Source organism: Pseudarthrobacter sp. MDT3-1, assembly GCF_054510755.1.
This window is the reverse complement of the sequence record NZ_JBTNDX010000014.1, coordinates 37,197-61,199: the sequence shown is the minus strand read 5'-3', so window position 1 is coordinate 61,199 and position 24,003 is coordinate 37,197. Positions and strand designations below refer to the sequence as shown.

General features: G+C 64.7%; 25 protein-coding genes and 1 pseudogene. 15 read left to right on the top strand and 11 right to left on the bottom strand.

Features of this window, described 5'->3' with window-relative positions; translation table 11 throughout:
• The first annotated feature begins 41 nt into the window (after positions 1-41).
• From ACX80X_RS12580 to dhaM, 4 genes are all read left to right on the top strand, one after another.
• Positions 42-551, top strand: coding sequence for an amino-acid N-acetyltransferase (locus ACX80X_RS12580; protein ID WP_252601709.1), 510 nt, complete (start codon positions 42-44; stop codon positions 549-551).
• Between the two features lie 244 nt (positions 552-795).
• A complete protein-coding gene (dhaK, locus tag ACX80X_RS12575; RefSeq protein ID WP_252601706.1) occupies positions 796-1,797 on the top strand; it encodes a dihydroxyacetone kinase subunit DhaK in 1,002 nt (333 codons plus the stop codon).
• A 2-nt stretch (positions 1,798-1,799) separates the two neighbouring features.
• On the top strand, positions 1,800-2,432 hold the full coding sequence (gene dhaL, locus ACX80X_RS12570; RefSeq protein ID WP_058930378.1) for a dihydroxyacetone kinase subunit DhaL: 633 nt from the start codon (positions 1,800-1,802) through the stop codon (positions 2,430-2,432).
• Positions 2,429-3,136 carry a dihydroxyacetone kinase phosphoryl donor subunit DhaM gene (gene dhaM, locus ACX80X_RS12565; protein WP_252601703.1) on the top strand — a complete coding sequence of 236 codons (708 nt, stop codon included), beginning with the start codon at positions 2,429-2,431 and terminating at the stop codon, positions 3,134-3,136. The genes dhaL and dhaM overlap by 4 nt, the downstream gene beginning before the upstream one ends.
• Before the next feature lie 17 nt (positions 3,137-3,153).
• Here the strand turns inward: dhaM and ACX80X_RS12560 are convergent, their stop codons facing one another.
• The 5 genes from ACX80X_RS12560 to ACX80X_RS12540 form a co-directional block, all read right to left on the bottom strand.
• Positions 3,154-3,447, bottom strand: a complete 294-nt coding sequence (locus ACX80X_RS12560) for a DUF3040 domain-containing protein (protein ID WP_252614482.1) — start codon at positions 3,445-3,447, stop codon at positions 3,154-3,156.
• A 133-nt stretch (positions 3,448-3,580) separates the two neighbouring features.
• Positions 3,581-4,075 (bottom strand): hypothetical protein, encoded by a 495-nt coding sequence (locus tag ACX80X_RS12555; RefSeq protein WP_252614483.1) that lies wholly within the window; start codon positions 4,073-4,075, stop codon positions 3,581-3,583.
• Between the two features lie 36 nt (positions 4,076-4,111).
• Positions 4,112-4,543 carry a DUF3592 domain-containing protein gene (locus ACX80X_RS12550; protein ID WP_252614484.1) on the bottom strand — a complete coding sequence of 144 codons (432 nt, stop codon included), beginning with the start codon at positions 4,541-4,543 and terminating at the stop codon, positions 4,112-4,114.
• Between the two features lie 3 nt (positions 4,544-4,546).
• Complete coding sequence (locus ACX80X_RS12545; protein ID WP_252614485.1) at positions 4,547-4,978, bottom strand: DUF3592 domain-containing protein; 432 nt, start codon at positions 4,976-4,978, stop codon at positions 4,547-4,549.
• A gap of 65 nt (positions 4,979-5,043) precedes the next feature.
• Positions 5,044-6,033, bottom strand: coding sequence for an HhH-GPD family protein (locus ACX80X_RS12540; protein ID WP_252614486.1), 990 nt, complete (start codon positions 6,031-6,033; stop codon positions 5,044-5,046).
• A gap of 152 nt (positions 6,034-6,185) precedes the next feature.
• Between ACX80X_RS12540 and ACX80X_RS12535 the strand changes: the two genes are divergently transcribed.
• Positions 6,186-6,869: a hypothetical protein gene (locus ACX80X_RS12535; protein WP_252601685.1), complete on the top strand. Its 684-nt coding sequence runs from the start codon at positions 6,186-6,188 to the stop codon at positions 6,867-6,869.
• Between the two features lie 34 nt (positions 6,870-6,903).
• Here the strand turns inward: ACX80X_RS12535 and disA are convergent, their stop codons facing one another.
• Positions 6,904-7,980, bottom strand: coding sequence for a DNA integrity scanning diadenylate cyclase DisA (gene disA / locus ACX80X_RS12530; RefSeq protein WP_104060140.1), 1,077 nt, complete (start codon positions 7,978-7,980; stop codon positions 6,904-6,906).
• 98 nt (positions 7,981-8,078) lie between these two features.
• On the opposite strand from disA, the gene ACX80X_RS12525 reads away from it, so the two are divergent.
• Both ACX80X_RS12525 and ACX80X_RS12520 read left to right on the top strand, forming a co-directional pair.
• A complete protein-coding gene (locus tag ACX80X_RS12525; protein WP_459312228.1) occupies positions 8,079-8,966 on the top strand; it encodes a GNAT family N-acetyltransferase in 888 nt (295 codons plus the stop codon).
• A 56-nt stretch (positions 8,967-9,022) separates the two neighbouring features.
• Positions 9,023-9,427 carry a VOC family protein gene (locus tag ACX80X_RS12520; RefSeq protein ID WP_252610954.1) on the top strand — a complete coding sequence of 135 codons (405 nt, stop codon included), beginning with the start codon at positions 9,023-9,025 and terminating at the stop codon, positions 9,425-9,427.
• Between the two features lie 118 nt (positions 9,428-9,545).
• Here the strand turns inward: ACX80X_RS12520 and ACX80X_RS12515 are convergent, their stop codons facing one another.
• Positions 9,546-10,742, bottom strand: coding sequence for a Fic family protein (locus ACX80X_RS12515; protein WP_252614488.1), 1,197 nt, complete (start codon positions 10,740-10,742; stop codon positions 9,546-9,548).
• Between the two features lie 222 nt (positions 10,743-10,964).
• Between ACX80X_RS12515 and ACX80X_RS12510 the strand changes: the two genes are divergently transcribed.
• Positions 10,965-12,578 (top strand): peptide chain release factor 3, encoded by a 1,614-nt coding sequence (locus ACX80X_RS12510; RefSeq protein WP_252601675.1) that lies wholly within the window; start codon positions 10,965-10,967, stop codon positions 12,576-12,578.
• A gap of 6 nt (positions 12,579-12,584) precedes the next feature.
• Entirely contained in the window at positions 12,585-13,814 is a 1,230-nt protein-coding gene (locus ACX80X_RS12505) for a beta-ketoacyl-[acyl-carrier-protein] synthase family protein (protein WP_252601674.1), read from the top strand.
• A gap of 4 nt (positions 13,815-13,818) precedes the next feature.
• Here the strand turns inward: ACX80X_RS12505 and ACX80X_RS12500 are convergent, their stop codons facing one another.
• Positions 13,819-14,349 carry a hypothetical protein gene (locus ACX80X_RS12500; protein ID WP_252614489.1) on the bottom strand — a complete coding sequence of 177 codons (531 nt, stop codon included), beginning with the start codon at positions 14,347-14,349 and terminating at the stop codon, positions 13,819-13,821.
• Between the two features lie 269 nt (positions 14,350-14,618).
• Here ACX80X_RS12500 and ACX80X_RS12495 point away from each other — a divergent pair, with 269 nt between their 5' ends.
• Positions 14,619-15,827: an aspartate transaminase gene (locus tag ACX80X_RS12495; RefSeq protein ID WP_252610963.1), complete on the top strand. Its 1,209-nt coding sequence runs from the start codon at positions 14,619-14,621 to the stop codon at positions 15,825-15,827.
• A 26-nt stretch (positions 15,828-15,853) separates the two neighbouring features.
• Positions 15,854-16,531 carry a 4-carboxy-4-hydroxy-2-oxoadipate aldolase/oxaloacetate decarboxylase gene (locus ACX80X_RS12490; RefSeq protein ID WP_252601669.1) on the top strand — a complete coding sequence of 226 codons (678 nt, stop codon included), beginning with the start codon at positions 15,854-15,856 and terminating at the stop codon, positions 16,529-16,531.
• A gap of 133 nt (positions 16,532-16,664) precedes the next feature.
• Here the strand turns inward: ACX80X_RS12490 and ACX80X_RS12485 are convergent.
• The 3 genes and pseudogenes from ACX80X_RS12485 to nac form a co-directional block, all read right to left on the bottom strand.
• Positions 16,665-18,157 (bottom strand): annotated as a pseudogene (locus tag ACX80X_RS12485) (HNH endonuclease signature motif containing protein).
• Positions 18,158-18,289: 132 nt separating this feature from the next.
• A complete protein-coding gene (locus ACX80X_RS12480; protein WP_252612171.1) occupies positions 18,290-18,583 on the bottom strand; it encodes a hypothetical protein in 294 nt (97 codons plus the stop codon).
• A 116-nt stretch (positions 18,584-18,699) separates the two neighbouring features.
• Positions 18,700-19,617 carry a nitrogen assimilation transcriptional regulator NAC gene (gene nac / locus ACX80X_RS12475; RefSeq protein WP_252612173.1) on the bottom strand — a complete coding sequence of 306 codons (918 nt, stop codon included), beginning with the start codon at positions 19,615-19,617 and terminating at the stop codon, positions 18,700-18,702.
• Between the two features lie 316 nt (positions 19,618-19,933).
• On the opposite strand from nac, the gene ACX80X_RS12470 reads away from it, so the two are divergent.
• The 4 genes from ACX80X_RS12470 to ACX80X_RS12455 are packed head-to-tail and all read left to right on the top strand — an operon-like array spanning position 19,934 to position 23,919.
• Positions 19,934-21,022, top strand: coding sequence for an ABC transporter substrate-binding protein (locus ACX80X_RS12470; RefSeq protein WP_252602495.1), 1,089 nt, complete (start codon positions 19,934-19,936; stop codon positions 21,020-21,022).
• A gap of 49 nt (positions 21,023-21,071) precedes the next feature.
• Positions 21,072-22,184 carry an ABC transporter ATP-binding protein gene (locus ACX80X_RS12465; protein ID WP_252602494.1) on the top strand — a complete coding sequence of 371 codons (1,113 nt, stop codon included), beginning with the start codon at positions 21,072-21,074 and terminating at the stop codon, positions 22,182-22,184.
• Positions 22,181-23,101 (top strand): ABC transporter permease, encoded by a 921-nt coding sequence (locus ACX80X_RS12460; RefSeq protein WP_252602493.1) that lies wholly within the window; start codon positions 22,181-22,183, stop codon positions 23,099-23,101. Before ACX80X_RS12465 ends, ACX80X_RS12460 begins: the two co-directional genes overlap by 4 nt.
• A 2-nt stretch (positions 23,102-23,103) precedes the next feature.
• A complete protein-coding gene (locus ACX80X_RS12455) occupies positions 23,104-23,919 on the top strand; it encodes an ABC transporter permease (protein WP_252602492.1) in 816 nt (271 codons plus the stop codon).
• Positions 23,920-24,003 lie beyond the last annotated feature (84 nt).

Here is a 24,003-nt window from a genome sequence, read left to right as displayed (position 1 = left end):
GAGCGCCGAGGACGCCGGGCTGCCATCGTAGGATGGACCCTGTGACTGACTCCTTCCATATCCGTTCTGCACGTACCAGTGACGTGGCCGCCATCAAGCGCCTTGTGGCGCCGTTGGCTGAGCAGCGGATTCTCATGGCGAAAGAGACCGTTGCCTATTACGAAAGCCTCCAGGAGTTCCGGATCGCAGAAGCCGACGACGGCGAAGTCATCGGCTGCGGCGCCCTGCACGTTATGTGGGAGGATCTCGCCGAAGTCCGCACGCTGGCCGCATCGGACGCGTGGCGCGGCAAGGGTGTAGGTCACGTGCTGGTGGAAAGCCTGCTGGCCGAGGCCCGTGAACTGGGCGTGGCCCGAGTCTTCTGCCTCACGTTCGAGGTGGATTTTTTCAAACGCCATGGCTTCGAGGTCATGGCCGACCAGACGGCCGTGGACCCGGTGGTCTACTCCGAGCTGCTGCGTTCCCATGACGAAGGCGTTGCCGAGTTCCTGGACCTGGCGCGGGTCAAGCCCAACACCCTGGGCAACACCCGCATGATCAAGACCCTCTAGACACCCCCAATCACCCTGCCGCCGACGATAGCGGCAAGAAGTCACCCTGTGACATAAATAGCTTTATGTCGAATTGATGGATAAACTGACAGGGTTGCAGTGTGGGGCCTGCCGTAAGGGACAGCCATTGGGGGGCTGTCCCTTACCGCTTCCGCCGCATCGTCGCAGGCTACCGGACTTCAGGCGCCGGTAGTAGGGTCAAAGTGCATCCTCCAGGACGCACCCACACCCCAGGAGTTCTGCCATGAAAAAGCTCATCAATGATCCCCGTTCCGTGGTTGACGAATCCGTCGAGGGATTCGGTCTGGCCCACGCTGGACTGGTCACCGTCACTGCCGATCCGAAGTACGTCACGCGCAAAGACGCGCCGGTGGCAGGGAAGGTCGGACTAGTTTCCGGCGGGGGAAGCGGCCACGAGCCGCTCCACGCCGGGTTTGTCGGGCTGGGAATGCTCGACGCCGCCGTGCCGGGGGCGGTGTTCACCTCGCCGACGCCGGACCAGATTCTTCCGGCGACGCTCGCCGTTAACTCGGGTGCCGGCGTCGTCCATATCGTGAAGAACTACACCGGCGACGTCCTGAACTTTGAGACCGCAGCGGAGCTGGCGCAGGCCGAAGGCGTGGACATCCGCACGGTCCTGGTCAATGACGACGTCGCGGTGGAGGACTCCCTGTATACGGCAGGCCGCCGCGGAGTGGGCGGCACCGTTCTGGTCGAGAAAATCGCCGGCGCCGCGGCTGAACGTGGTGACAGCCTCGATGCCGTGGCCGCGATCGGTGACCGCGTCAACAGCAACGTCCGCACCATGGGGGTTGCGCTGTCCGCGTGCACAGTACCGCATGCGGGAACGCCCAGTTTCGACCTGGCGGATGATGAGATCGAGATCGGCATCGGCATCCATGGCGAGCCCGGCCGGCACAAAATCCCGATGGAGAACGCTGACGGCATCACGGACCGCCTGCTGGACCCGGTCCTCAGCGACCTGGGCATCACCGGGGGAGAGAAAGTCCTGCTGTTTGTCAATGGCATGGGCGGGACCCCGCTGAGCGAGCTGTACATTGTTTACCGCCGCGCTGCCCAGGTGATCGCAGAACGTGGAGCCGCCGTCGAACGCTCGCTGGTAGGGAACTACATCACGTCCCTGGAAATGCAGGGCTGCTCCATCTCGGTGCTCCGGCTCGACGATGAACTGACGCACCTGTGGGACGCTCCGGTGCACACCGCAGCCCTGCGTTGGGGCGTGTAACCGTGGTGCTGGACGTGAAATGGGCCGTCAGATGGCTGACTCTCTGCGCCCAGGCCATGGCGGAAAACCGGGTGTGGCTCATCGAACTTGACCGTGCGATCGGGGACTCGGACCACGGCGAGAACATGGACCGCGGGTTCCAGGCGGTGCTGGAGAAACTGGCTGAAGCGCAGCCTGAGACGCCCGGCGCGGCCCTGAAGCTGACTGCCATGACCCTTATGTCCAAGGTGGGCGGCGCCGCAGGTCCCTTGTACGGAACCGCGTTCCTGCGCGCTTCCACTGCTTTGGGCGATGCCGCCGAGATTGATCCGGGGCGGCTCGCCGACGCGCTTGTGGCTGCCCGCGATGGGATCGTGGCCAGGGGCAAGGCTGAGTCCGGCGACAAGACCATGGTGGATGCCTGGACCCCCGCCGCGGAGGCAGCGCAGGCCGCTGCGGCGGACGGCGCAGGCACCGTCCTTGGAGTGCTGGTCGCAGCCGCTGAGGCGGCTGAGGCTGGCGCCGTGGCCACCGAGCCCCTGGTCGCCCGCAAGGGCCGCGCCAGTTATCTGGGGGAGCGGAGCGCGGGGCACCGCGATCCGGGCGCCGCCTCCAGCGCCCTCATTCTGCGGGCCGCCGTTGGGGCCGCAGCGTGACGGTGCGCCTGGTGGTGGTGTCCCATAGCGAGAAAATTGCCGACGGCGCCGTGGAGCTCGCCGCCCAGATGGCGCCCGACGTCGTCATCCTCGCCGCCGGGGGCACCGCCGACGGCAGGATCGGAACGAGCCTGGAGAAAGTCATGTCTGCCCTGGACCAGGCGGCCGGCGGCGATGGCGTGGTGGTCCTGACGGACCTGGGATCTGCAGTGATGACGGCGGAATCGGCCCTGGAGCTCGTGGAGGAGCCAGCCGGCGTGCTCCTGGCGGACGCGCCCTTGGTGGAAGGCCTCGTGGCTGCCGCCGTGGCCGCACAGGGCGGCGCCGACGTGAAGGCAGTCAAACGTGCCGCCGAAGCGGTCTACGGATTGGGACCGGAGGTGGCGGCTGCTTCGCGGGTGCTCGCCGAAAGCACCGTGGCTGAAGGGTCCGTCACCGGTTCAGGGCCGGACTTCACCGGCGACTTCGAACTGGTGAATGAGGCCGGCATGCACGCCCGTCCGGCCGCCAAGATCGCGGGCGGTCTGGCGTCCCTCAACGCCGAGGTCACGGTCAACGGCGTGGATGGCGCGTCAATGACATCCCTGATGACCCTGGCGGCAGGCAAGGGATCCTTGCTCCATATCGAGGCTTGGGGGCCCGACGCCGAGCGTGCCCTGAACTACGTCGGCGGCCTGGTGCAGGCAGGCTTCGGCGAGCCGTAGGCCGTGGCCTGAGTTGCCTATTTTACCTGGCGGCTGCGGCCCAGACTAAAGGACCGCTTGTCCACGAGCAGGTACGTGCCGGCTCCCATCAGCAGGAAACCGCCGACGCCGACCACGATGATCTGCGTGCTGACCCCGACAATAAGCAACACCAGCCCGATCAGGCATGCGATGGCACCGAGGTAGATACGGCGCCCAAACCTGAGGCCCACGGAGCCGGTCGAGAGTTCCTCGGCGAGCCTCGGATCGTCTGCCGCCAGGCCCGATTCCAGCTCCTCGAGCTGTTTCCGCTCCCGATCTGAAAGTGGCATCCTTACCCCTTCCCGGCGGGGAACCTGTTCTAAATCCAACGTTGCCGATGCTGGTAATACAGACCGTAGAAGTGTCCTGAGTGGAAGTCAAGGGCGGGGTTTGACGGGGCTTATTTGTCGCCAGCGAGGGCGGTCAAACGGCTTGTCGCAGTCCCTCGGCGTCGAGAATCACCGAAGCCGTGACAAACCTCCCGCAATGCTCCCCGTAGGGGTGGGCCCCGCGGGGCCGGAAATCCAAGGTGCGCACAGGGAGGGCGGATCCGCCAGCAGAAGTACCCGTGGCGGTCAGCGCCATCGGGGCCTCCGTGAGGGACTCCAGCATCAGCATCCCGATCATGGTCCCGTCCGGGGAAGCCGTGGCAGAGCAGACGCCGTCCGGTGTGCAGCCTTGGTCGATGGATGCCGTTCCGTGAAACAGCTCGACGGGGGCTTCCTTGCAGACGCCGTCCTGGCAGGCCTTCAGGCGCAACGATCCCACGTGCGCCACGTACTCCCGCGCCACGGTAACGGAGACGGCAGTGGCCTGGGCGATGGCAGGGCACGGCTCCGGCACGGGGTAGTAGTAGTGGCAGCCGGAGGTGAGAACCGCCGTCGTCATCAGTGCCAGAAGTACCCCGGGCTTGCCCATACTTCAGCGTAAATCCGGAGCCGGAAGCCCGCATTGCTACCAGGAAAGTGATGCAAACATTGTTATGGCTGTGGCCCCAAAGATCACCATAATGAGACCTGTGGCCAGCCGGCCTTTGGCAACAGCGAAGACCGGCAGGGTGGATTCGGCGGGATTTGCCGGGTTGTAGACCACGGGTATGTGGGTGCCGATGATCGCCTGGTCCTGGCTGTAGATATCGGCCTGCCCCAGCCAGCGTTTGCCCCCGGCGTCCGCGAATTCGTACGACGGCGCAAACCGGTTCCGGCCGTTGCTCGCGGGTCCGTCCGTGCCGTGCAGGTTTCCCGTGACGGTGGCCGAAGCCTCCTGCCACCCCGCCATGGAACGTTTCCGGCGGAAGGACGCGGCCAGGGACAGCCCCATCAGGATCAGGCCTGCGGCAAGGAAAAGCCCGGGCAGCACGATGAACAGCAGTTTCAGGGACTCCACGGTTCAGCCCACCGGGAAGGCGCCGGCGACCCAGAACAGCAGCAGGGCGAAAAATACGAAGACCGGCATCAGGCACCCGATCACGATTTTCGATTCGGACGCCACCTGGAAAGACTGGTTGGGATTCGCCGGGTTGTAGGCCACTGCCAGGGGCGATCCCGGTGCCTGCCGGTTGGCGTACGAGACCTCGGATTCGCCGGCATACAGGGTCCCGTTGGGGTCGGCGAACTGGTACGTGGGGTAGAAGCGCCGGCTCCGCGTTGAGCCGCCTCCGCCATGTGTCCAGCCCGCGACGTTGCCGGTGACGGTCGCCTGGACCTTTGGCCAGCCGGCGATCAGTTTTTCCTGCCGCTTGGTCTTCCGCAGCGAACGGACCAGCGCAAAAATAACGCCCGCAACAAACAGTGCCCAGATGACGTACAACACGATTCTCATGAATTTCCCCCGGTTTGAGTCACCAGAAAGTATGCCATCCGGGCGCGGGCCACCCTAAAGGGGCCTCAGGCTGGCAGCCGGTAACCGCCCTGGTGTAGCTCGGCCAGCCCGTCGCCAAGGAGGCCGGCAATGGCACGTTCGAGCTGTTCCGGCGCGGAGTTCAGGCGGTGCAGTGCGGACAGGGGCACGCCGATTCCGTCCGCGGCGAAGCCCAGGTCAGCAGGCTCCCGCTGGAACATTTCCGCCGGCACGGGTGCGTCCGCACGCCGGAGCACAGCCATCACGGCACCCCGGACCTGCCGGTCAGTTCCGTGCCACGCCTGACCTTTGGGAGCGTACGACGGCGGCGGCTCGCCGGCTGCCAGCCACGCACAGGAGTCCCGCACCGGGCAGTCCGCGCACTTGGGCGCCCGCGCCGTGCAGACCAGCGCCCCCAGTTCCATTACCGCAGCATTCCAGTGCACGGAGGTCCCGACGTCGTCCGGCAGCAGTTCCGCCGCGAGCCGCATCTCCGCAGCGTTCAGCGATGGCGAGGGGAGCGCGACGCCGGATACCAGGCGCGCGTGCACACGCCGGATGTTCGTGTCCACCACAGTCTCCCGGAGTCCGAAGGCAAAGGCGGCAACGGCCGCGGCCGTGTAGCTGCCCACCCCGGGCAGGGCCAGCAGCTCCGTGTAGTTGCCGGGGACCTTGCCGCCGTGGTCGCGGACGATGGCAGCGGCGGCTGCGTGCAGGCGGAGTGCCCGGCGGGGGTAGCCGAGCCTGCCCCAGGAGCGGACGGCTTCCCCTGCAGGCTCGCCGGCGAGGGCGGCGGGGGTGGGCCAGCGCTTGAGCCATTCCCGCCAGACAGGAAGCACCCGCACCACTGGGGTCTGCTGCAGCATGATCTCGCTGACCAGGACTCCCCACGGTGAGCAGTGGCGTTCGCGCCAGGGCAAGTCCCTCGCCGTCTCAGCGAACCAGCCGGTGATCCTGCCGTGCAGCGCCGCGAGCTGGCCGGGGCGGAGGTCATCGGTGCCGAACGGGGCCGTAGCGGGGGCGCCGTCCGCGGGCATGGATGGGGAAAGGGTTGTAGCGTCGATCCCAACACTGTAGTGGATTCCCGGGCGCCCGCGCGAAGATGCCGCGGACAAACTGTGACCTAGCGTTGGCCGGGGGACCGGCGTGGTGGGACGGCAGAATCCGGTGGGTTCTCTAGCCTAGAAGGATGGGCAGGCAAGGCAATTCATCACCGCGCAAGACGGCATCCGCATCCGGTTCCCGGGGCGGGTCCGGAGCTACCCGGCAGCCGAGCGCAGCTGTCTACCGCCGTCGTCGGCTTTTTGTGGGAACCGCCCTGCTGATGGCGGTGGCGCTCACGTTCGGTGGCTTTGCGGTGGCCGGCGCCTTCAGCGGCACCGAGCAGGCATCCTCGACCGACGGCGCCACTGAAACGGCCCCCGCCCCCGGCGCATCGCCGTCGGAAACTGCGGGCAGCGAACCCACTCCCACACCCACGCCTTCCTGCAACCAAAACCTGGTGACGGTTTCCGCTTCGACCGACAAAGCCGCCTATGGCCCCGAGGAGAACCCGCTGCTTACCCTGAAGGTGACCAACGGCGGAACCATGCCGTGCGAGGTGAACATCGGAACGTCCCAGATGGAGTTCCTGGTGACCAGCGGCGCGGACAGGATCTTCTCGTCCAAGGACTGCCAGGCCAAAAGCCAAGACCTCGTAAAGACGATTGCCCCGGGCGCCAGCGATACGGCGAACTTCCCGTGGAGCCGGAACCGCACGCTGGAAGGCTGCAGCCCCATCGAGGCCAGACCAGGGGCCGGCGGGGCGTACTACATCTTCACGGCCAAGCTCGGCTCGAGGGCCAGCCCCAAGGCCGTGTTCCAGCTCAGCTGATCCGCCCTACCTTGGGCCCACGCCGGCGGGGAATCTAGAGGAAGCGGTCCAGCAGGCTGGCTTCGGCCATGCGGCTCAGGCCTTCGCGGACGGTCCGGGCGCGCTGGTCGCCGATGCCGTCAACGGTCATGAGGTCGTCGATGGTGGCCGCCATCAGGAACTGCAGGCCGCCGAAGTGGTCCACCAGGCGGTCGGCAACAGCCTTGGGGACTGCCTTGAGGCCGGACAGCAGCCGGTAACCGCGGGGCTGAACCACGGCGTCGAGGTTGGCCTCGCCGCCGGCAAAACCCACGATCCCGGAGATCTTGCCCAGGTCGATCAGCTCCGTGGGGCCGAGGTTCACCAGCGCGCTGACGGCCCGTTCGATGTCCTCCGCGGACGCGTCCGGTCCGGCGTAGTCGCGGATGATGACGTCGCTGCCGGGACCGCGGCCCACTGTCAGCTCATCGAGCTGGAGGGAAAGCAGGCGCCCGTCCTCGCCAAGTTCCAGGACGTACTGCGAGATTTCCTCGGAGATCCGGCGGACCATTTCCTGGCGCTGCAGGGTGACCGCGACGTCGCGGACGGTCACCATGGCCTCGATCTCCAGGGCGGACAGGGAACTGGTCACCTGGTCCAGCCGCGAACGGTACCGTTCCAGCGTGGCGAGGGCCTGGTTGGCGCGGGCCAGGACTTTTTCGGATCCCTCCAGCACGTGCCGGAGCCCGTTCACGTACAGGGCGATGATCTGCATGGACTGGCTGACGGAAATCACGGGAACGCCGGTCTGGATGGCCACACGCTCCGCCGTGCGGTGCCGGGTGCCGGATTCCTGGGTTTCGATGCTTGAGTCCGGGACCAGCTGGACCGCGGCGCGCAGAATGTTGCCGGCGTCCTTGTCGCAGATGATGGCGCCGTCCATCTTGGCCAGTTCACGGAGCCTTGTGGGGGAGAAGTCGATGCCGATGTCGAAACCGCCGGAGCAGATGGAATCGATGGTCCGGTCCGAGCCCAGCACAATCAGCGCACCGGTCCGCCCCCGGAGGATGCGTTCCAGCCCATCGCGCAACGGCGTGCCTGGAGCCACTCTGCCCAGAGTCGCCTTGAGCGATTCTTCGGGGCTCCGAGCCATAGGTGTTCCCTTCAAAGGTGCAGACTACCGCCCGCAGGTACGCCGGTTTTTTACACTCAGCCGGCAGGATCAAAAGTACTCAGTTTCCCGCAAGCTCAATGATAGAGGTAAGAAGCGGCAACAACCGCACGGACAAGCCCCAAAGTGCCCCTTTAGTGGGTGCCGCGAAGTGCCTCGGGAACGCGTACGACGGCGGCTGTCTGATAAGCATTTTGTGGCGTTTCACCGAAACAGCCCGCCGGACGGGGTGGTCACATCAGAATGATGAAACGAGGCGGTCGAGCGGCGGAGGCGCATGTCCGGCCGGCAATGCGTCGACGAGCAGACGCGCGTATCGGACCTTGTTGCCGCTGCGTCCCCCGAAGAACCGGCGTAACTGCGCCGTTATCGGCCGCTCTCGCTGTGACGGCTGGCGTTGGAGGATCCGGAACGACGCGAGTTCGCCCTGGGCCGCACGATCGACGGATGAACTCATCACGACTTCCAGACGTTCGTGCGGAGCAGGGAAGTGCCCCACCCGGGACGCGGCCGGAATCTGGGCTCGTGCTACCGCTCTGCGGGATCAGCTCCCCGTCATTCCACCGCTCGACGACAAGCTGCCGGGTATTAAATCGGCGCTTGCCTTGGACGGGGCGTTACTACTGATGATGCGCATAGGCGATCGCGCGATGGCGTTCTCGATCGTCGTCCCTCATGTGGATGTCTTGGAAGTGCTCTACCTCGCAGTTGACCCGGAAGCTTGGGGCAAGGGTCATGCGCGGCAACTCCTTGACCACCTCCGACACCACTCGGTTGAGGCACAGACTCCTATGGAGCTCTGGGTTATCGCCGACAACAAGAGAGCAATCTCCTCCTACGAAAGTGCCGGTTGGATTCCGACGTCCGAGACCAAGGTCCGCAACTCGGCGGGCCGGCTGGAACGCCGCTACATCCTGTCCCGGCGAAGGCTCCCCAAGCGGGACTCCGACATGGGCGCCCGCGATTGAATGGTGCGCCCCATAAACTGAGAGCCTCAGACAAATCAGCGTGAAAGACTCGCACAGTGAATGACGAGTCAGAAGGTGCCTTGCACCATATCGAACTGTGGGTGCCGGATCTTACTAGGGCCACGATTGAGTGGGGCTGGATCTTGTCTGCCTTGGGGTACGCGACCTACCAGACTTGGCCCCAGGGAATCAGTTGGCTGAAAGGCCCTACTTACATAGTTCTAGAAGAATCGCCGGACTTGAGTGGCCTGCATCATCAACGAACAGCGCCTGGTTTGAATCATCTGGCATTCATAGTGGCTAGCCGGCTACGTGTGGACACGCTGGCTAACGACGGTGCTGAGTACGGCTGGACGCAGTTGTTCCGGGAGAAGTATCCACATGCAGGAGGCAGCGGGCATTACGCCGCCTACCTCGAGAATTCAGACGGCTTCGAAATAGAGCTCGTGGCCACTCAATAGGACCACTCGCTAGCCATATCTTCATCGATGTCCCGTAGAGGGTTCCGTTGCGGGCAGGAGCTGGACGCCAAATCGGGCAGCGCTCGGTCCGCTCTGAGTGTGTCCGTTCACCGTCAGACTATCGGCGCCGCTTTGCTCGGGCGGCGAAATCGTCAAGGATCTGAACGACGTCCTTCGCAAGCCAAATTCGGTTTCGTCTTCCGTCTGTGATTTGGGTCAGAATGTTGGCGTCAACGAGGCGGTCGATGGCGACCTGAGCGTTGACAGCCGATATGCCAAGCTGAGCTGCGGCTGCGGCTGCGCCAATCACGGGTTGGCGAAGGAGAACGTCTACGAGCCGGTGGGCTGCCGAGTCTCGTCTTGCGCTGATGCGCCCTCGCCATTCGACTTGCACGATTTCCAGGTCGTTGATGAGGATACGGCCGTTGTGCACCGCCGCGAAGGATGCCTCGGCGAGTGAACGAACAACCGGGGCGATGTCTCCGGACCGGTACGCACTCAGGGAATCAAAGTAATGGCTGGTGTTGTGGAGCAAACCTGCGGAGACAGGAACGGCAACGTTTCGAGTGAGCTGTCCGCCGCGCAGCATCGACTGGATGAGAGCGCGACCGACCCTTCCGTTGCCATCGGGGAACGGGTGGATTGTCTCGAATTGGGCGTGAGCGATCGCGGTGTGAACGAGCACGGGAAGGTCGGCGCGATTGGCGAAGGTGCAGAGGTCGTCCATGAGCGCGGGGACCCGATCCTGATGGGGAGGGACAAACTGTGCGGTGTGCGGTCCGAGGCCCCCGCCACCGATCCAGACCTGCTGGTCACGCCAATGGCCGACGATTTCGGGATTGCTTTGCTCGAGCAGTGCGCGATGCATTTCCAGGATGGCGTGGCCGTCGATGGACTCGGACAGCGAAAGAGCTGCTTGCATGGCTCGGACGTTGCCGACGATGAGCTGCGCATTCTTCGAGGCGTGCTCACCGAGCTCCGCCAAGGCGATCTGCCGTGCGCCGCTCGTGAGGTTCTCGATTTCCGAGCTGGAGGCGCTCTCGGTGCGCAGGAGAATGGACGCGAATGGTGCCGCGATTTGACCTACTTCCGCATCGAAGCGGGCCAGCTCGCTCGCGGCCTCTTCAGTCAGCGCGTGCAGCTCGCTATCGAGCGAGATCGACTGGTCGGCGATGAATGCGGGCACCGCCGCCAAGTACGGACCCGCGGCCAAACGCTTCTGCGTTCGTGAGCCATACTCGTCCTGGACGCTGTGCCAGGGCCGTTCCTCATAGCCAAGCGGTGGCCAGGACGACCTCTCCTCAAACGTGGACATGGATCGAGTTTACCAATGCTTATTCACTTATCCATTGTTATGGCTTCTCGTTTTCTGCGCTTGTCCGCAGTCTGAAGTGCTGGTTTCCGGGGCGATAGGCTGCCACCTTCGGTGCGGGCCCGCCGCTGCGATAAACTTGGAACTTGGCTGTCACAGAGCCATGCTTCCCCTTGAGGCCTGCCGAGCGCCTTGGGGTAACCCCACCGCAGCGAAAGTAGCACCGTGTCCCAAGATGTCCTTAGCCCCGCCCGGGTCAACGAGATTCACAAACAGGCGGCCCGGCGTCGGACCTTTGCTGTCATTTCGCACCCCGACGCCGGCAAGTCCACCCTCACCGAGGCACTGGCGCTGCACGCGAAGGTGATCGGCACCGCCGGGGCCTCCAGCGGGAAGGCCAACCGCAAGGAAACGGTCTCGGACTGGATGCAGATGGAGAAGGACCGCGGCATCTCCATCAGCTCCGCCGCCCTGCAGTTCTCCTACCGGGACACCGTCATCAACCTGCTGGACACCCCCGGCCACGCGGACTTCTCCGAGGACACCTACCGCGTCCTGGCCGCCGTCGACTGCGCAGTGATGCTCGTGGACGCCGCCAAGGGCCTGGAAACGCAGACCATGAAGCTGTTTGAGGTCTGCAAGCAGCGCAACCTGCCCATCATCACCGTGATCAACAAGTGGGACCGGCCCGGCCTGGACGCGCTGGCGCTGATGGACGAGCTCACCGAGCGCACCGGCCTGCAGCCCATGCCGCTGACCTGGGCCGTGGGCATCTCCGGTGACTTCCGCGGTGTCTGGGACCTCCGCCAGGACCGCTTCGCCCGCTTCCAGCGCAACAATTCCGGCGCCAACATCGCGCTGACCGAGTACTTCACGCCCGAAGAGGCCGCCGAGACGCAGGGCAGCAACTGGACCGACGCCGTGGACGAGGCCGGCCTGGTCATCGAGTCCAACCTCGAATTCGACGTCGAAGCCTTCCATGCGGGCACCGCCACCCCCATCCTGTTCAGCTCCGCCGCCCTGAACTTCGGCGTGAAGGAACTGCTCGACGCCCTGGTCGATTTCGCGCCGCACGCCGCACCCCGGCCCGACGTTGAGGGCAGCCCGCGCCCGGTTGAATCATCCTTCTCCGGCTTTGTCTTCAAGGTCCAAGCCGGCATGAACAAGGCCCACCGCGACCACGTCGCCTTCATCCGCGTCTGCTCCGGCATCTTTGAGCGCGGCATGGTGGTCACGCAGACCCGCACCGGAAAGTCCTTCGCCACCAAGTACGCCCAGCAGGTGTTCGGCCGCGAACGCGAGGTCATCGACGAGGCCTACCCCGGCGACGTCGTGGGCCTGGTCAACGCCTCCACACTTCGCGTGGGCGACAGCCTCTTCCTCGAAGGCGCCGTGGAGTACCCGGCCATCCCGCTGTTCGCCCCGGAACACTTCCAGGTGGCCCGGTCCAAGGACCCCAGCAAGTTCAAGCAGTTCCGCCGCGGCATCGAGCAGCTCGAGCACGAGGGCGTCATCCAGGTGCTCCGCTCCGACGTCCGCGGCGACCAGGCGCCGGTGCTTGCCGCCGTCGGCCCCATGCAGTTCGAGGTGGTGGAGGACCGCATGGCGCATGACTTCAGCGCCCCCATGCGGCTCGAACGCCTGCCGTACTCCATCGCCAGGATTTCGACGGCGGACGCCATGCCCGCGCTGGCCAACGTGCCCGGCGCCGAGGTGCTGTTGAGGTCCGACGGCGAATACCTCGCCTTGTTCAACGACGTCTGGGCCCTGCGCCGGATCGAGAAGAACCACCCCGATCTGACCCTCGTGCCCATCGGCACCCACAACCCAGCAAAGTAGCGACCAATGCCTGCAGACCAACCCCGCGCGCTGATCACCGGCGCCGGCACCATCAACCCGCTCGGCTCCTCCGTGGCGGAAACCTGGACCGGCCTGCTGGCGGGACAGTCCGGCATCGCCGCACTGGACGAGGACTGGGCGGAACAACTGCCCGTGCGCATCGCCGGACAGGTCACCGCGGATCTCTCGGAGCACCTCACCACGCGCGAGCTGAAGCGCATGGACCGGTGCGGGCAACTGGCGCTGGTGGCTGCCCGGGAAGCCTGGCAGCAGGCCGGGGCGCCCGACGTCGACCCCGAACGGTTCGCCGTGGTGATCGGCTCCGCCTATGGCGGCCTGGGCTCCACCCTAGAACAGGACCGTGCGCTCGCCAGCGGCGGCCCGCGCCGGGTCTCGCCGCACACCCTCACCCGGCTTATGGTCAACGGCCCCGCGGCCTGGGTCTCCATTGACCTCGGCGCCCGCGGCGGAGCCCGGACCCCGGTCAGCGCCTGCGCGTCCGGCGCGGAAGCAATTGTCCAAGGCGCCGAAATGATCCGCTCCGGCGCGGCCGACGTCGTGATTGCCGGCGGCGTGGACGCCTCCGTGAACGACCTGGTGATCACCGGTTTCTCCCAGATCCGGGCACTCTCCACGCGCAACGGCGAACCCCATCTCGCGTCGCGCCCGTTCGACGGCGGCCGCGACGGCTTTGTCCTCGCGGAAGGCGCCGGCATTGTGGTGCTTGAGAGTGAAGCCCACGCCCTGGCGCGCGGCGCCGCCATCCTCGGCGCAGTGGCCGGCGGGGCGGTAACCTCCGACGCCAACGACATCGTGGCCGCGGACCCGGCCATGCAGCGGCGGGTCATGCAGAAGGCCCTGGAGTCGGCCGGAATGCAGGCTTCGGAGATCGGCTTCGTCCATGCGCACGCCACCTCCACCCCGGTAGGGGACCGGCTTGAAGCCCAGGCCATCAACGCCATTTTCGGTGCCGACGTGCCCGTGACCTCCACCAAAGGCCACACCGGCCACCTCCTGGGCGGCGCCGGTGCGCTCGCGGCGGTTGTGGTGGTCCAGGCCCTGCAGACCGGACAGCTCCCCGGAACCGCGAACGTCGAAGCGCTGGACCCCGAAGTGAACCTGAACATCGTCACTGAAAATGCCCACACGCTGGCGCCCGGCTCGGCCCCCGCCGGCCTGGTGAACGCTTTTGGCTTCGGCGGACACAGCGTTGCCCTTGTGATCACCGCCAGCTAGCCGGTCAGCCGGTTGCGCGGTGGTCCGCGAAATTCCTTCGGGGCTGCGCCGCGACACCGCGGGTCATTTTCTTGATCTGTTCAGGCCTGAGCCCCGTCAGGGATGCCAGCTCGAATTCGTCCAGAATCTGCTGCCTGCTGGCCTCGGCAAGCAGGTGCAGGCGCTCCATTTCGACTGCTGCCTTCGAGTCCTCCAAGGCGGTCAGTTCCCGCAGCAATCGTGTGATCGCACTGAGGTGCTCGGCCGCCGCGAGTCCTATCGGCTGCAGGTCGTCGAAGGCGCGGCCGGTCCGCCGCACCGCCAGGGCGGACAGGTGGGTGATCCGGGCCAGGTCCGCGACGGGAGTACCGTCCCGGATGGCCTGCGCCACAAATTGGTTGAGGCTTGCCCCGAGAGCCCGGATCCGGCTCGACCGGAAGCGGATGGCGCCCTGCTTGTCCGTGAGCAGCCGGCTGAGCTCTGCCCGTTGCTGATCCGCCGCTTGCCGGCGTTGCTCGCCTCGATAGCGGTAGCCTCCCCGGGCTGGGGATCGCACCGGGCTCCGGAGTGCCCCGCCGTCCCTTGCCGTTGCTGGTTGATGGCGGGCCATCGGTTCCTCTCCCTTGAACAGTACGCACAACGCTAGGCGTGTCCGCGGCTCCCGGGAAATACCTAAATCCGGTGCGGCAATAAGTGAATCGTGTGGGGTCGGGGCCATAAGGCTTCCTTATCTGTCCACGCAGAATACGTCTTATCCACAGCCGCCTGCAGTCCATAGGCTCGAATGACACAAGTCCCCTCACTGATGAACCATTGGAAGAGAACATGTCTGAATTCGTGCCTGCATCGCGTGTTTCACGCATCAAATCGTCTCCAAGCGTGGCCGCTGCCGCCCGCGTCCGGGAGCTCAAAGCAGAGGGCCGCAGCATTCTTGACCTCACCGTGGGGGAGCCGGACTTCGATACGCCGGAACACATCAAGGCCGCCGCCGTGCAGGCAATCGCCGACGGCGAAACCAAATACACCTCCGTGACCGGGACGCCCGCACTGCAGAAGGCCATCCTGCAGACCCTGGAGCTGAACACCGGCCTGCACTACTCCGCCAACGAAATAACCATCGGCGGCGGGGCCAAGCAGGTCATCTTCACCGCGTTTATGGCCTCCCTGGACGACGGCGACGAGGTCATCATTCCCGCCCCCTACTGGGTCTCCTATCCGGACATGGTCCTGGCCAACGACGGCCGGCCCGTGATCGTCCCCTGCGGCGAGGACTCGGGGTTCAAGCTCACCCCCGACGCCCTGCGCGCTGCCATCACCGACCGGACCAAGTGGCTGATCCTGAACACACCCTCCAACCCCACAGGGGCCGTCTACTCACGCACCGAACTGCGCGCGCTCACGGACGTCCTGGCCGGCTTTCCCCACGTCTTTGTCCTGACCGACGAAATTTATGACCAGATCTACTTCGGTGCAGGCAAGCTGACAGGCCTCGTGGAAGCGGCTCCCGAACTGAAGGACCGCGTCCTGGTAATCAACGGCGTCTCCAAGGCGTACGCGATGACGGGCTGGAGGCTCGGCTACGGCGCGGGTCCGGCCGGCCTGATCGGGGCCATCAACAAGCTGCAGTCACAGATTTCCTCGTGCCCGTCGTCGGTCAGCCAGGCGGCGGCCGCGGCCGCCCTCACGGGAGACCAGTCCTTCATCCGCACCAGCGGCGAGGTGTACCGCAGCCGCCGGGACGCCGCCGTCGCAGGCTTGAACGCGATCTCCGGGCTGTCATGCTCGACGCCGGAGGGGGCCTTCTACGCGTACGTGAACTGCGGCGGGGTACTTGGGAAGACGACGCCGGACGGCAGCGTCATCCGAGATGACCAGGACTTTGTGCTCTACCTCCTCGACCACGCATCCGTCGCTGCCATTCCGGGCTCCGCCTATGGGCTCGGGCCCTACTTCCGGATCTCGTATGCAACCAGCCTGGCCGTCATCGAAGAGGCTGCCGCCGCCATCGACAAAGCAGTCCAGGCCCTCAGCTGATCAATCCCCAAACCGAAGGACACAACATGATCCACGTCAAGACAAACGTTGACAGGCCGACGGCGGACGCCGTCCTCAGGCTGTCCAAGTTCTCCTCTGCGACCATCCACGAAGCCCAGGGCAGGAAGGGTGCGCTCAGTTCGAAGATCAAGCCGATTGACCGCAGCATGTCCTTCTGTGGACCCGCCACAACGGTCCGCTGCGCACCCCGCGACAACCTGATGCTGCAGGTTGCCATCCATTATGCGGAGCCGGGCGACGTTGTCCTGGTTGCCGCGGGCGAGTTCGAAGAGGCCGGGACGTTTGGCGACGTCCTGGGCAACGCCATGAAGGCCAAGGGTCTTGCCGCCATGGTGACCGACTCAGGGGTCCGGGACACCCAGGACCTGATCGAACTGGGTCTGCCGGTGTTCTCCGGCAGCGTCAGCATCAAGGGAACGGTCAAGGAAACCATCGGCCCCATCAACCACCCTGTGGTTTTTGGCGACGAGATCATCTACCCCGGTGACATCCTGCGCGGCGACGCCGACGGCGTGGTTGTGGTGCGCAAGGACGAAGTGGAAGATGTCATCCGGCTCTCCCAGGAACGGGACGACGCCGAGCGCGAACTTATCGGCCTGTACAAGGCCGGCGGCACCACCATCGAGCTGTGCAACCTCACCGAGGTACTCAAGGCCAAGGGCCTGCTGGTCGAAGAGGCCTAGCAACGGCTCCTCCGCGCCTGGCAGTGCCGCCGCAGACCTGACAGTGCCGCCGCAGAGTCGACCGCCGGGTGGATTCTGCGTGGTGCTGTCTGTCTGTCCGTCTTGTCTGTGTGTCGGGCAGCCAGTCAGGCGCTCAGGCGCGGGCGTGGAGGAACCGTTCCAATCGGCCCTCACCGAGGGATATCCCGAGGTGCACAATGTCCGGCTGGCAGCCGGGGGCATCACACGGGGCGGAGTAGGGCGCGCGCCCGTTTGATGTCAGCTCCGGTTTCAGTCCTTTTGGCCAGTGTGGTGGTTCCCAGTCCTGGTGTTCACTCTTGTAGTGCCGGCCAGTGGGCGAGATCCAGCCGGGTGGTTCGTTCTTTGTGGCTGGTGTGGGTTCCCAGGCGCTCGTGTGTCTCATGCGGTGATGTTTAGGGCAGGGTTGACCCAAATTCGATACGCCGGTGGTTCCGCCCTTGTCCCAGGCGAGGATGTGGTCCGCCTCGTTGTCCAGGGAATGGTTACTGCAGCCAGGGAAGGGGCACTTGCCGTCGCGCAGCCGGAGCCAGTTCCGCATGGCCTTGGTCAGACGGTAGTTGGCGCGGCCGATCTCCAGGGGTGCCCCGTCCCGCGGGTCAACCAGGACCCGGTAGAACGAATCGGCCCCGTTCGCCACGAGGTCCCGGGCCATCGAGGCCGGGATCGGGCCGTAGCCGTCAAGCATCGCCGGTTCCTCGGTGGCGCCGAGCAGGGAAAACACCGGGACCGTCACCATCACGAGGGCCCGGGGCGGCGGAACCTGCCCGGGATCATGTTCTGCGGGGTTCCCGCCGCCGAGGAGGGCGGCGGCGAAGATGTCGGCCCGTAGCTGTGTGAGGGTCAGGGGCTCGTCCGGGCCCTGCAAACCACGGGCGACGGCGGTGGTCCGGTTCCAGATCCCGGCCGCCTGGTCCGCGGGGAGGTAGGCCGAGAGCCATGCCATCCCGTCCTGATCCGGGGCGTACTCGACCCGACGATCCAGGACACCCTTTGCGTGCCGCTTCTCGATACTCTCCGTATGGTGGCGTTCCCGCCAGGTGCGGGCCCTGTGACGGAACCGGAACGCCGGCATTTCCCCTGCGGGACAGCCACCGGCCGCGTTCGGCGCATCCGGGTCCAGAAAGTGGGCCTCCAGCGACGCGGCACCGGCCGGGTCAAGGGTTGCGGCTTCATCCACCATGGCCCGCGCGTGCTGCCACGAAATGGTGCCCTCCTGCAGGGCGGACAGCGTCAGCGGCAAAGCGGTCGTCAGCAGCTGGGACTGGTTCAGCAACGCCCTCGCAGCCCTGTCGCCGATGGCCAGGACGCATGCGATCTCCGCGGTCACCGCGGCCTCTTGCGCCGAACCTTCCCCCGGTGAGGCGCCGGGAGGCGCTACAGATTCCGCCGTTTTAGCGAATTTCGCGGCGGCCTGGGCTTTCAGGGCAGCCATACGCGCATCCGACGCCGCCGCCCCGGCCAGAACGTCCAGGCAATCTTCGGCCAACCCATGCCGCGGATCGCCCTATAAAACGCATCGGAGCCTGATTCAGCCACAACGGCAGTAAGCACAGCAATGGCGGCATTGATGTCCTTGAATGCCTTCGCCACTGCTGGGTTTCCCATGTCTAAATCATCCAGCGGGGGTCTGACATTTTCCGCGGCTGGCCAGGCTTACCCTGCCTTCACGGTCGTCGACGCCAGAGGTGTCCGGTTACGCATGGTGTCGATCCTGCTTATTTCTGCCGACCAACGAGTTCAGCCAACCAGCGAGTGGGCCCTGGAAACGGCAAGCTGCGGTCCGGGCAGGGGATAAGCGGCCGGGCCGGTGGCGGTTTCGTCCAGGAGCCAGAGCGTCGCCCCTGACGCGCCCCTGGGCATGATGCTGCCTTCAAACACAAACACGGACTGACCGGGCTGTCCTTCGGGAAGCCAGAACCCGTTCGCGGGGCAGTGGGATCCGGTTCTCGCCGCCAAGCGGCTCCCGCTCGAAGGGACCCGGTGCGCACTGCTGATCTTTTTCACGATGTGCTCCCAATCAACTAATTCCACTGAAGAAATGATTACCGGTTCATCCGACATTTCATATTTCAAGATTAGTTTCGCGGAAGCGAGTTTACTAAGACCAAATCCACATGCCCTGATAAGGAAAAGCTTTGGATCCAAAGCTACCTTGTGTATTTAGCGCTCAGCATCTCCTGGAGCATTTCCTTCAACACCATCAGGACGGCCGATGCCGCCTCTGACAGTGGTTCGTGATCCGGCGTGCAGAGTGCTATTTTGCACTGCAGCCCTGGATCAAAAATCCGCAGGACCCGGAAGTCTTCCTCGTGGAAAAGTGCGTCGGCTGCTGACTTCGGCAAGATGGTGGCGCCCATGTCCGCCCGCAGGAGCCGGGTCAGGGAAGGCACGGATTCCACCTCGCCCACCAAGCGAAGGCTGAGTCCCTTGTCCCGCATGCCGGTCTCGACAATCTGGCGCAGGGTGTGGTTCTGCTCGGGAAGGAACAGGCCGAATTCCGCTGCCTCCTCAAGGGTGATCTCGCCCGACTTGGCTGCCGCCGTGTTCTTGCCGTTCACCACCAGGTGAAGATCCTCCACGATCATGGTGGTGAACTGCACGCCGCGGATGGGCCCAGGCTCGTAGATCAGGGCCATGTCCAGCCTGCCGTTCTTGATGGCCTCGCTCAGCACACCGCCGTAGATCTCCGTCAGGTGGAGCACGATGTCCGGGTAGCGCCGCGCTACTTCACTGATAATGCGCGGCGTCAGGCTCGAAGCCATGCTGTACGGTGCGATCGCTATTGACACGCGGCCGGCAGGGGCGGCCCCCGAACTCGCCACATCCTGGCGTGCCTGTTCGACCAGCCGAAGGATGGTCTGAGCGTGCCGGTAGAGCGTGTGGCCGGCGGCTGTGGGCTGCACGCCCTGCTTACTGCGGATGAGCAACCGCTGCTTCAGCTCGGTTTCCAGTGCGGAGACCTGCTGGCTCAGGGCAGGCTGGGCCACGTGCAGGGCTGCGGCAGCCTTCGTGATGCTCCCTGAGTCAACAATCTTCACGAAGTAGGCGAGTTTTCGAGTGTCCATACCGGCGTTTCTTTCGTCTGCGGCGCCCTGAAGCCCCGACGGGTCATATCCGGATTTTATGGAGGGATACGCAATAGGTCTTTGTGTGATCCACATCTCGGACACTAGGTTGATCTTCAGAACACAATTTCTGTGACAAACAGATTATACCCCTCCATCCATAAGCGGCGATGATGCCCCTATATGGCTTTTGCATAATCACTCCGTTTACAGAAAGCGTCGCTTTCTTTTACGTCCACGAAATATACGCTCCATACCTTTTAGAAGCATCCTCCAGAATCCGACGGATTCCCACCTGACTAAGGAAGAGACTCAAATGAGAGTTATCACTAAAGGCAAAATCGCATTAGCCGCTGCCGCGACAGCCGCAGCCCTGGTGCTGACCGGCTGCGGGGGCAGCGCAGGGTCCAGCAGCGGCGGAAACTCCAGCGCCACGTCGGGCGAGCTGAACCTGATTGCCTACTCCGGTGTCTGGCAGGACCAGTACACGGCTGCCGTTATCGAACCTTTCAAGGCCAAATACCCGGACATCAAGATCAACTACTCCTCCAAGCGCTCCTCCGCCGAAATGCTGAGCGCACTCCAGGGCCAGAAGAACAATCCGGCCACTGACGTGGCCATCATGGACAACTCCGTATCCACCACGGGCAACACGCAGGGTCTCTTCGACAAGATCGACCCCGCTGCGGTTCCCAACCTGGCGAACGTACCCGAGCAGTTCAAGAACAAGGGCGGATTCGGTCCGGTAGTCATGCTGGATGCGGTTGGTTTGCTCTATGACACGGCAACTTTCCCCAAGGCGCCTGAGAGCTGGGATGTGCTCTGGGACCCGGCCTACGCAGGCAAGATCAACGTCAATGCTCCGCCGTCGCTGCTGGGTCTGTCCCTGACTGCGATCACGTCCAAGATGGAGGGCGAGGACTACACCAAGAGCATCGACAAGGCGGTTGCCCGCCTTAAGGAGATGGCGCCGGGCGTCCAGACGTTCGCCCCCAACCCCGACGAATACCAGAACGTGATCACCGGCCAGACGGTCCTGGGGCTGGGACAGAACGCCCGCGGCCAGTTCTACAGCGACCAGAGCAACAAGAAGATGGGCGTGACGTTCCCCAAGGAGGGCACCGTCTACCAGATCAACACCGTCAACGTCGTCAAGGATGCGCCCAACAAGGCCGCCGCCCAGACATTCGTTGACTATGCGCTCTCCGCCGAAGCGCAGACCGCCTTCGCCAAGGCTCTCTTCTACGCCCCGTCCGTGACCAACGCCGACCTGCCGGCGGACGTCAAGGACCGCGTGGTTCCCACTGACGGCTCCCTGAACATCGTCCCCCTCGATGTTGAGTTCCTGTCCTCCGCCCGGGACAAGTGGACTGACACCTGGAAGCGCCAGATCATCACCAAGTAGCCGTCCCCACGGCGCCCCTCCCCCCATCTGCTTCAGGAGAACTGAAATCGTGACTGAATCAAAACTGTCGATCGTGGATCTGACCAAGAGATACGCAGCCGGTCTTGACCCGGCCGTCGACCGCCTGAACATGGAGGTGGAGGAGGGGCACCTGGTGGCGCTCCTCGGCCCGTCAGGCTGCGGCAAAACCACCACCCTGCGGATGGTGGCCGGCCTGATGGACCCCACCGCCGGCTCCATTGTGGTGGATGGCAAGGAAATCACCCACACCCCTGTGAACAAGCGCGGCATGGGCATGGTGTTCCAGTCCTACGCCCTCTTTCCGCACATGAATGTGGAACAGAACGTGGCCTTCGGGCTGCAGATGCGCCAGACCTCAAAGTCCGAGCAGAAACGCCGGGTGGCCGGGGCGCTGGACATGGTCCAGCTCGGCCACCTGTCCAAGCGGCAGGTCAAGGACCTGTCCGGCGGGCAGCAGCAGCGCATCGCCCTGGCGCGCGCCCTCGTAGTGGAGCCCACGCTCCTGCTCCTCGACGAGCCCCTGTCCAACCTTGACGCCAAGCTCCGCGAGACCATGCGGACCGAGATCCGCTCCATCCAGCAGCGGACCCGGGCCACTACGCTGTTCGTGACCCACGACCAGGACGAGGCGCTGGACATGGCCGACCGCATCGCCGTGATGAACGGCGGCCTGATCGAACAGTTTGGGTCGCCCACCGACGTCTACGAACGGCCACGGACGCGGTTCGTGGCGAACTTCATCGGCCAGGCGAACTTCCTCAACGCCCGGGTCCTTTCCGAGACGGGTTCCGCGGCCAAGGGCGAAACCCACTACAGGGTCTCCATCGACGGGCTCGGCCAGTTCGGTGCGGTGGGCGCGCCCGGCCTGACCGGATCCACGCATGAACTCGTCATCCGCCCCCACCGGCTCAGGGTGTCCCTCCAGCCGGCCGGGACCGAAACCATTGCGGGCGTCATCGAACGGGTCAACTACACCGGCGATGCCCTCTCCGTAGCTGTCAAGGCCGGCGACCGCGTCCTGCAGTCCCAGATGCCCACGTCCAGCGGCGACCTGCCCCGTACTGGCGATGCAGCCTATCTTTCGTGGAACGAGCAGGATGCCTACCTGCTGCCCACCCCAGTGAAAGAGCCGGCAGCGTGACCGTCACCCAGACCGAGGCCCCGGCCGCCCGCCGGGCCGGCGCGGCTGAAGGCGAGCTGGAAAAGTCCACAGGACGCCGCAACCGGCGGACCTACCTTGCCCTCCTGATACCGGGCGTTCTCGGACTCGTGGTCAGCTTTGTTTTCCCGCTGGCCTACATGGTCCGGATGTCCTTCAACAAGGGTGCGCCGGACGGTGTCATCGAGGAAACCTTGACGCTGGACACGTATATCCAGCCGCTGACCGATCCGTACTACTGGCGGGTCACGCTGGACACCTTCCAGATGGGTGTCACCGTGGGACTGCTCTGCGTCCTGGTGTCCTACCCGGTGGCCCTCTTCCTCGCTCGGAGCACCAGCAAATACCGCGGGCTGCTCATCGCCGTCGCCATCGCACCCCTGCTGACCTCGGCGGTTGTGCGGACCTACGGGTGGATGGTCATCCTGGGCACGAACGGCCTGGTAAACTCCACGCTGGACGGAATGGGCCTGATCGATACGCCGCTCAAGCTGACCAACAACATGACCGGCGTAACCATCGGTCTTGTTGAGATCTTTATGCCCTATGCCATCCTCGCGATGATCTCGGGCTTCGGGCGCCTCAGCCCGCAGCTGGAAGAAGCCGCCGGATCGTTGGGCGCCAGCAAGCTGCAGATTTTCACCCGGGTGACTCTGCCGTTGAGCCTGCCCGGCATCCTCACGGCATTCCTGCTGGTCTTTGTGTTGTCGATCAGCACGTTCATCACCCCGCGCCTCCTCGGCGGCGGCAGCGTCCAGGTGCTCGCCACGGAAATCTACGATCAGACCACCGGGCTGCTCAACTGGCCGTTTGCGGCAGCACTCTCCGTCATCCTGCTGGTCCTGTTCGGCCTGATCATCGCCGTTTACCAGCGCCTCACCAAAAAGATCGGAGGCTAGCCATGTCCGAGGCCCGCCTGTTCAAGCCGCGGTTCAACCCGGCCAAGCCCGCGTTCGGGATCCTGGTATTCCTGCTCTACTTGTTCCTCCTGGCGCCGCTGCTGATCGTCTTTGTTGTCTCGTTTGCCTCCAACCAGTACCTGTCCTTTCCGCCGGAGGGCCTGACGTTCAAGTGGTACGAGATGCTGCCGGAGGAAAGCACCTTCATGAACGGCATGCGGGTCAGCCTCATTGTCGCCGTGATCGTCACGGTCATCGTTTTGGCGCTCGGAGTTCCGGTGGCATTGGCCCTGGACAGGTTTGAGTTCAAAGCCAAGGCAGCGGTGCAGTCATTCTTCCTCTCGCCACTGCTGATCCCCAGCATCGTCCTGGCGCTGGGCATGGTCCTGCTGTTTGGTCCGCTGAACCTGAACAACACCTACACCGGCATCATCATCGGCCACGTGGCCATCACCATCCCGTTCGTGATCAGGACAACGCTGATGAGCCTGGCCACCACCGACACGTCCTGCGAGGCGGCGGCAAGGATCCTCGGGGCAGGGTCGTGGACCGTCTTCCGGCGAATCACCCTTCCGATCATCCAGCCAGGGGTCATCGCCGGCGGCGTCATAGCGTTCATCGTCTCCTTCGACGAAGCAGTCATCTCGCTGTTTGTGGCCGAATCAGGGCTGCCGACGCTGCCCGTGCAGGTCCTGCGGTACGTGGAGAACTCTGCCGACGCAGCCGTGGCGGCACTGTCCGTCATCCTCATCCTGATCTCCCTCGCCGTCGTCGTAGTCGTAGAGCGTGCTATGGGCCTGCGCAAAGCCCTGCGCTAGGCGCCCGGGATAGGCCCCGGGGTCATAACGGTGGCCTATCCCGTGACATGGATTACGTCTTTGTGTGGGGCAGCGCACGGTGCC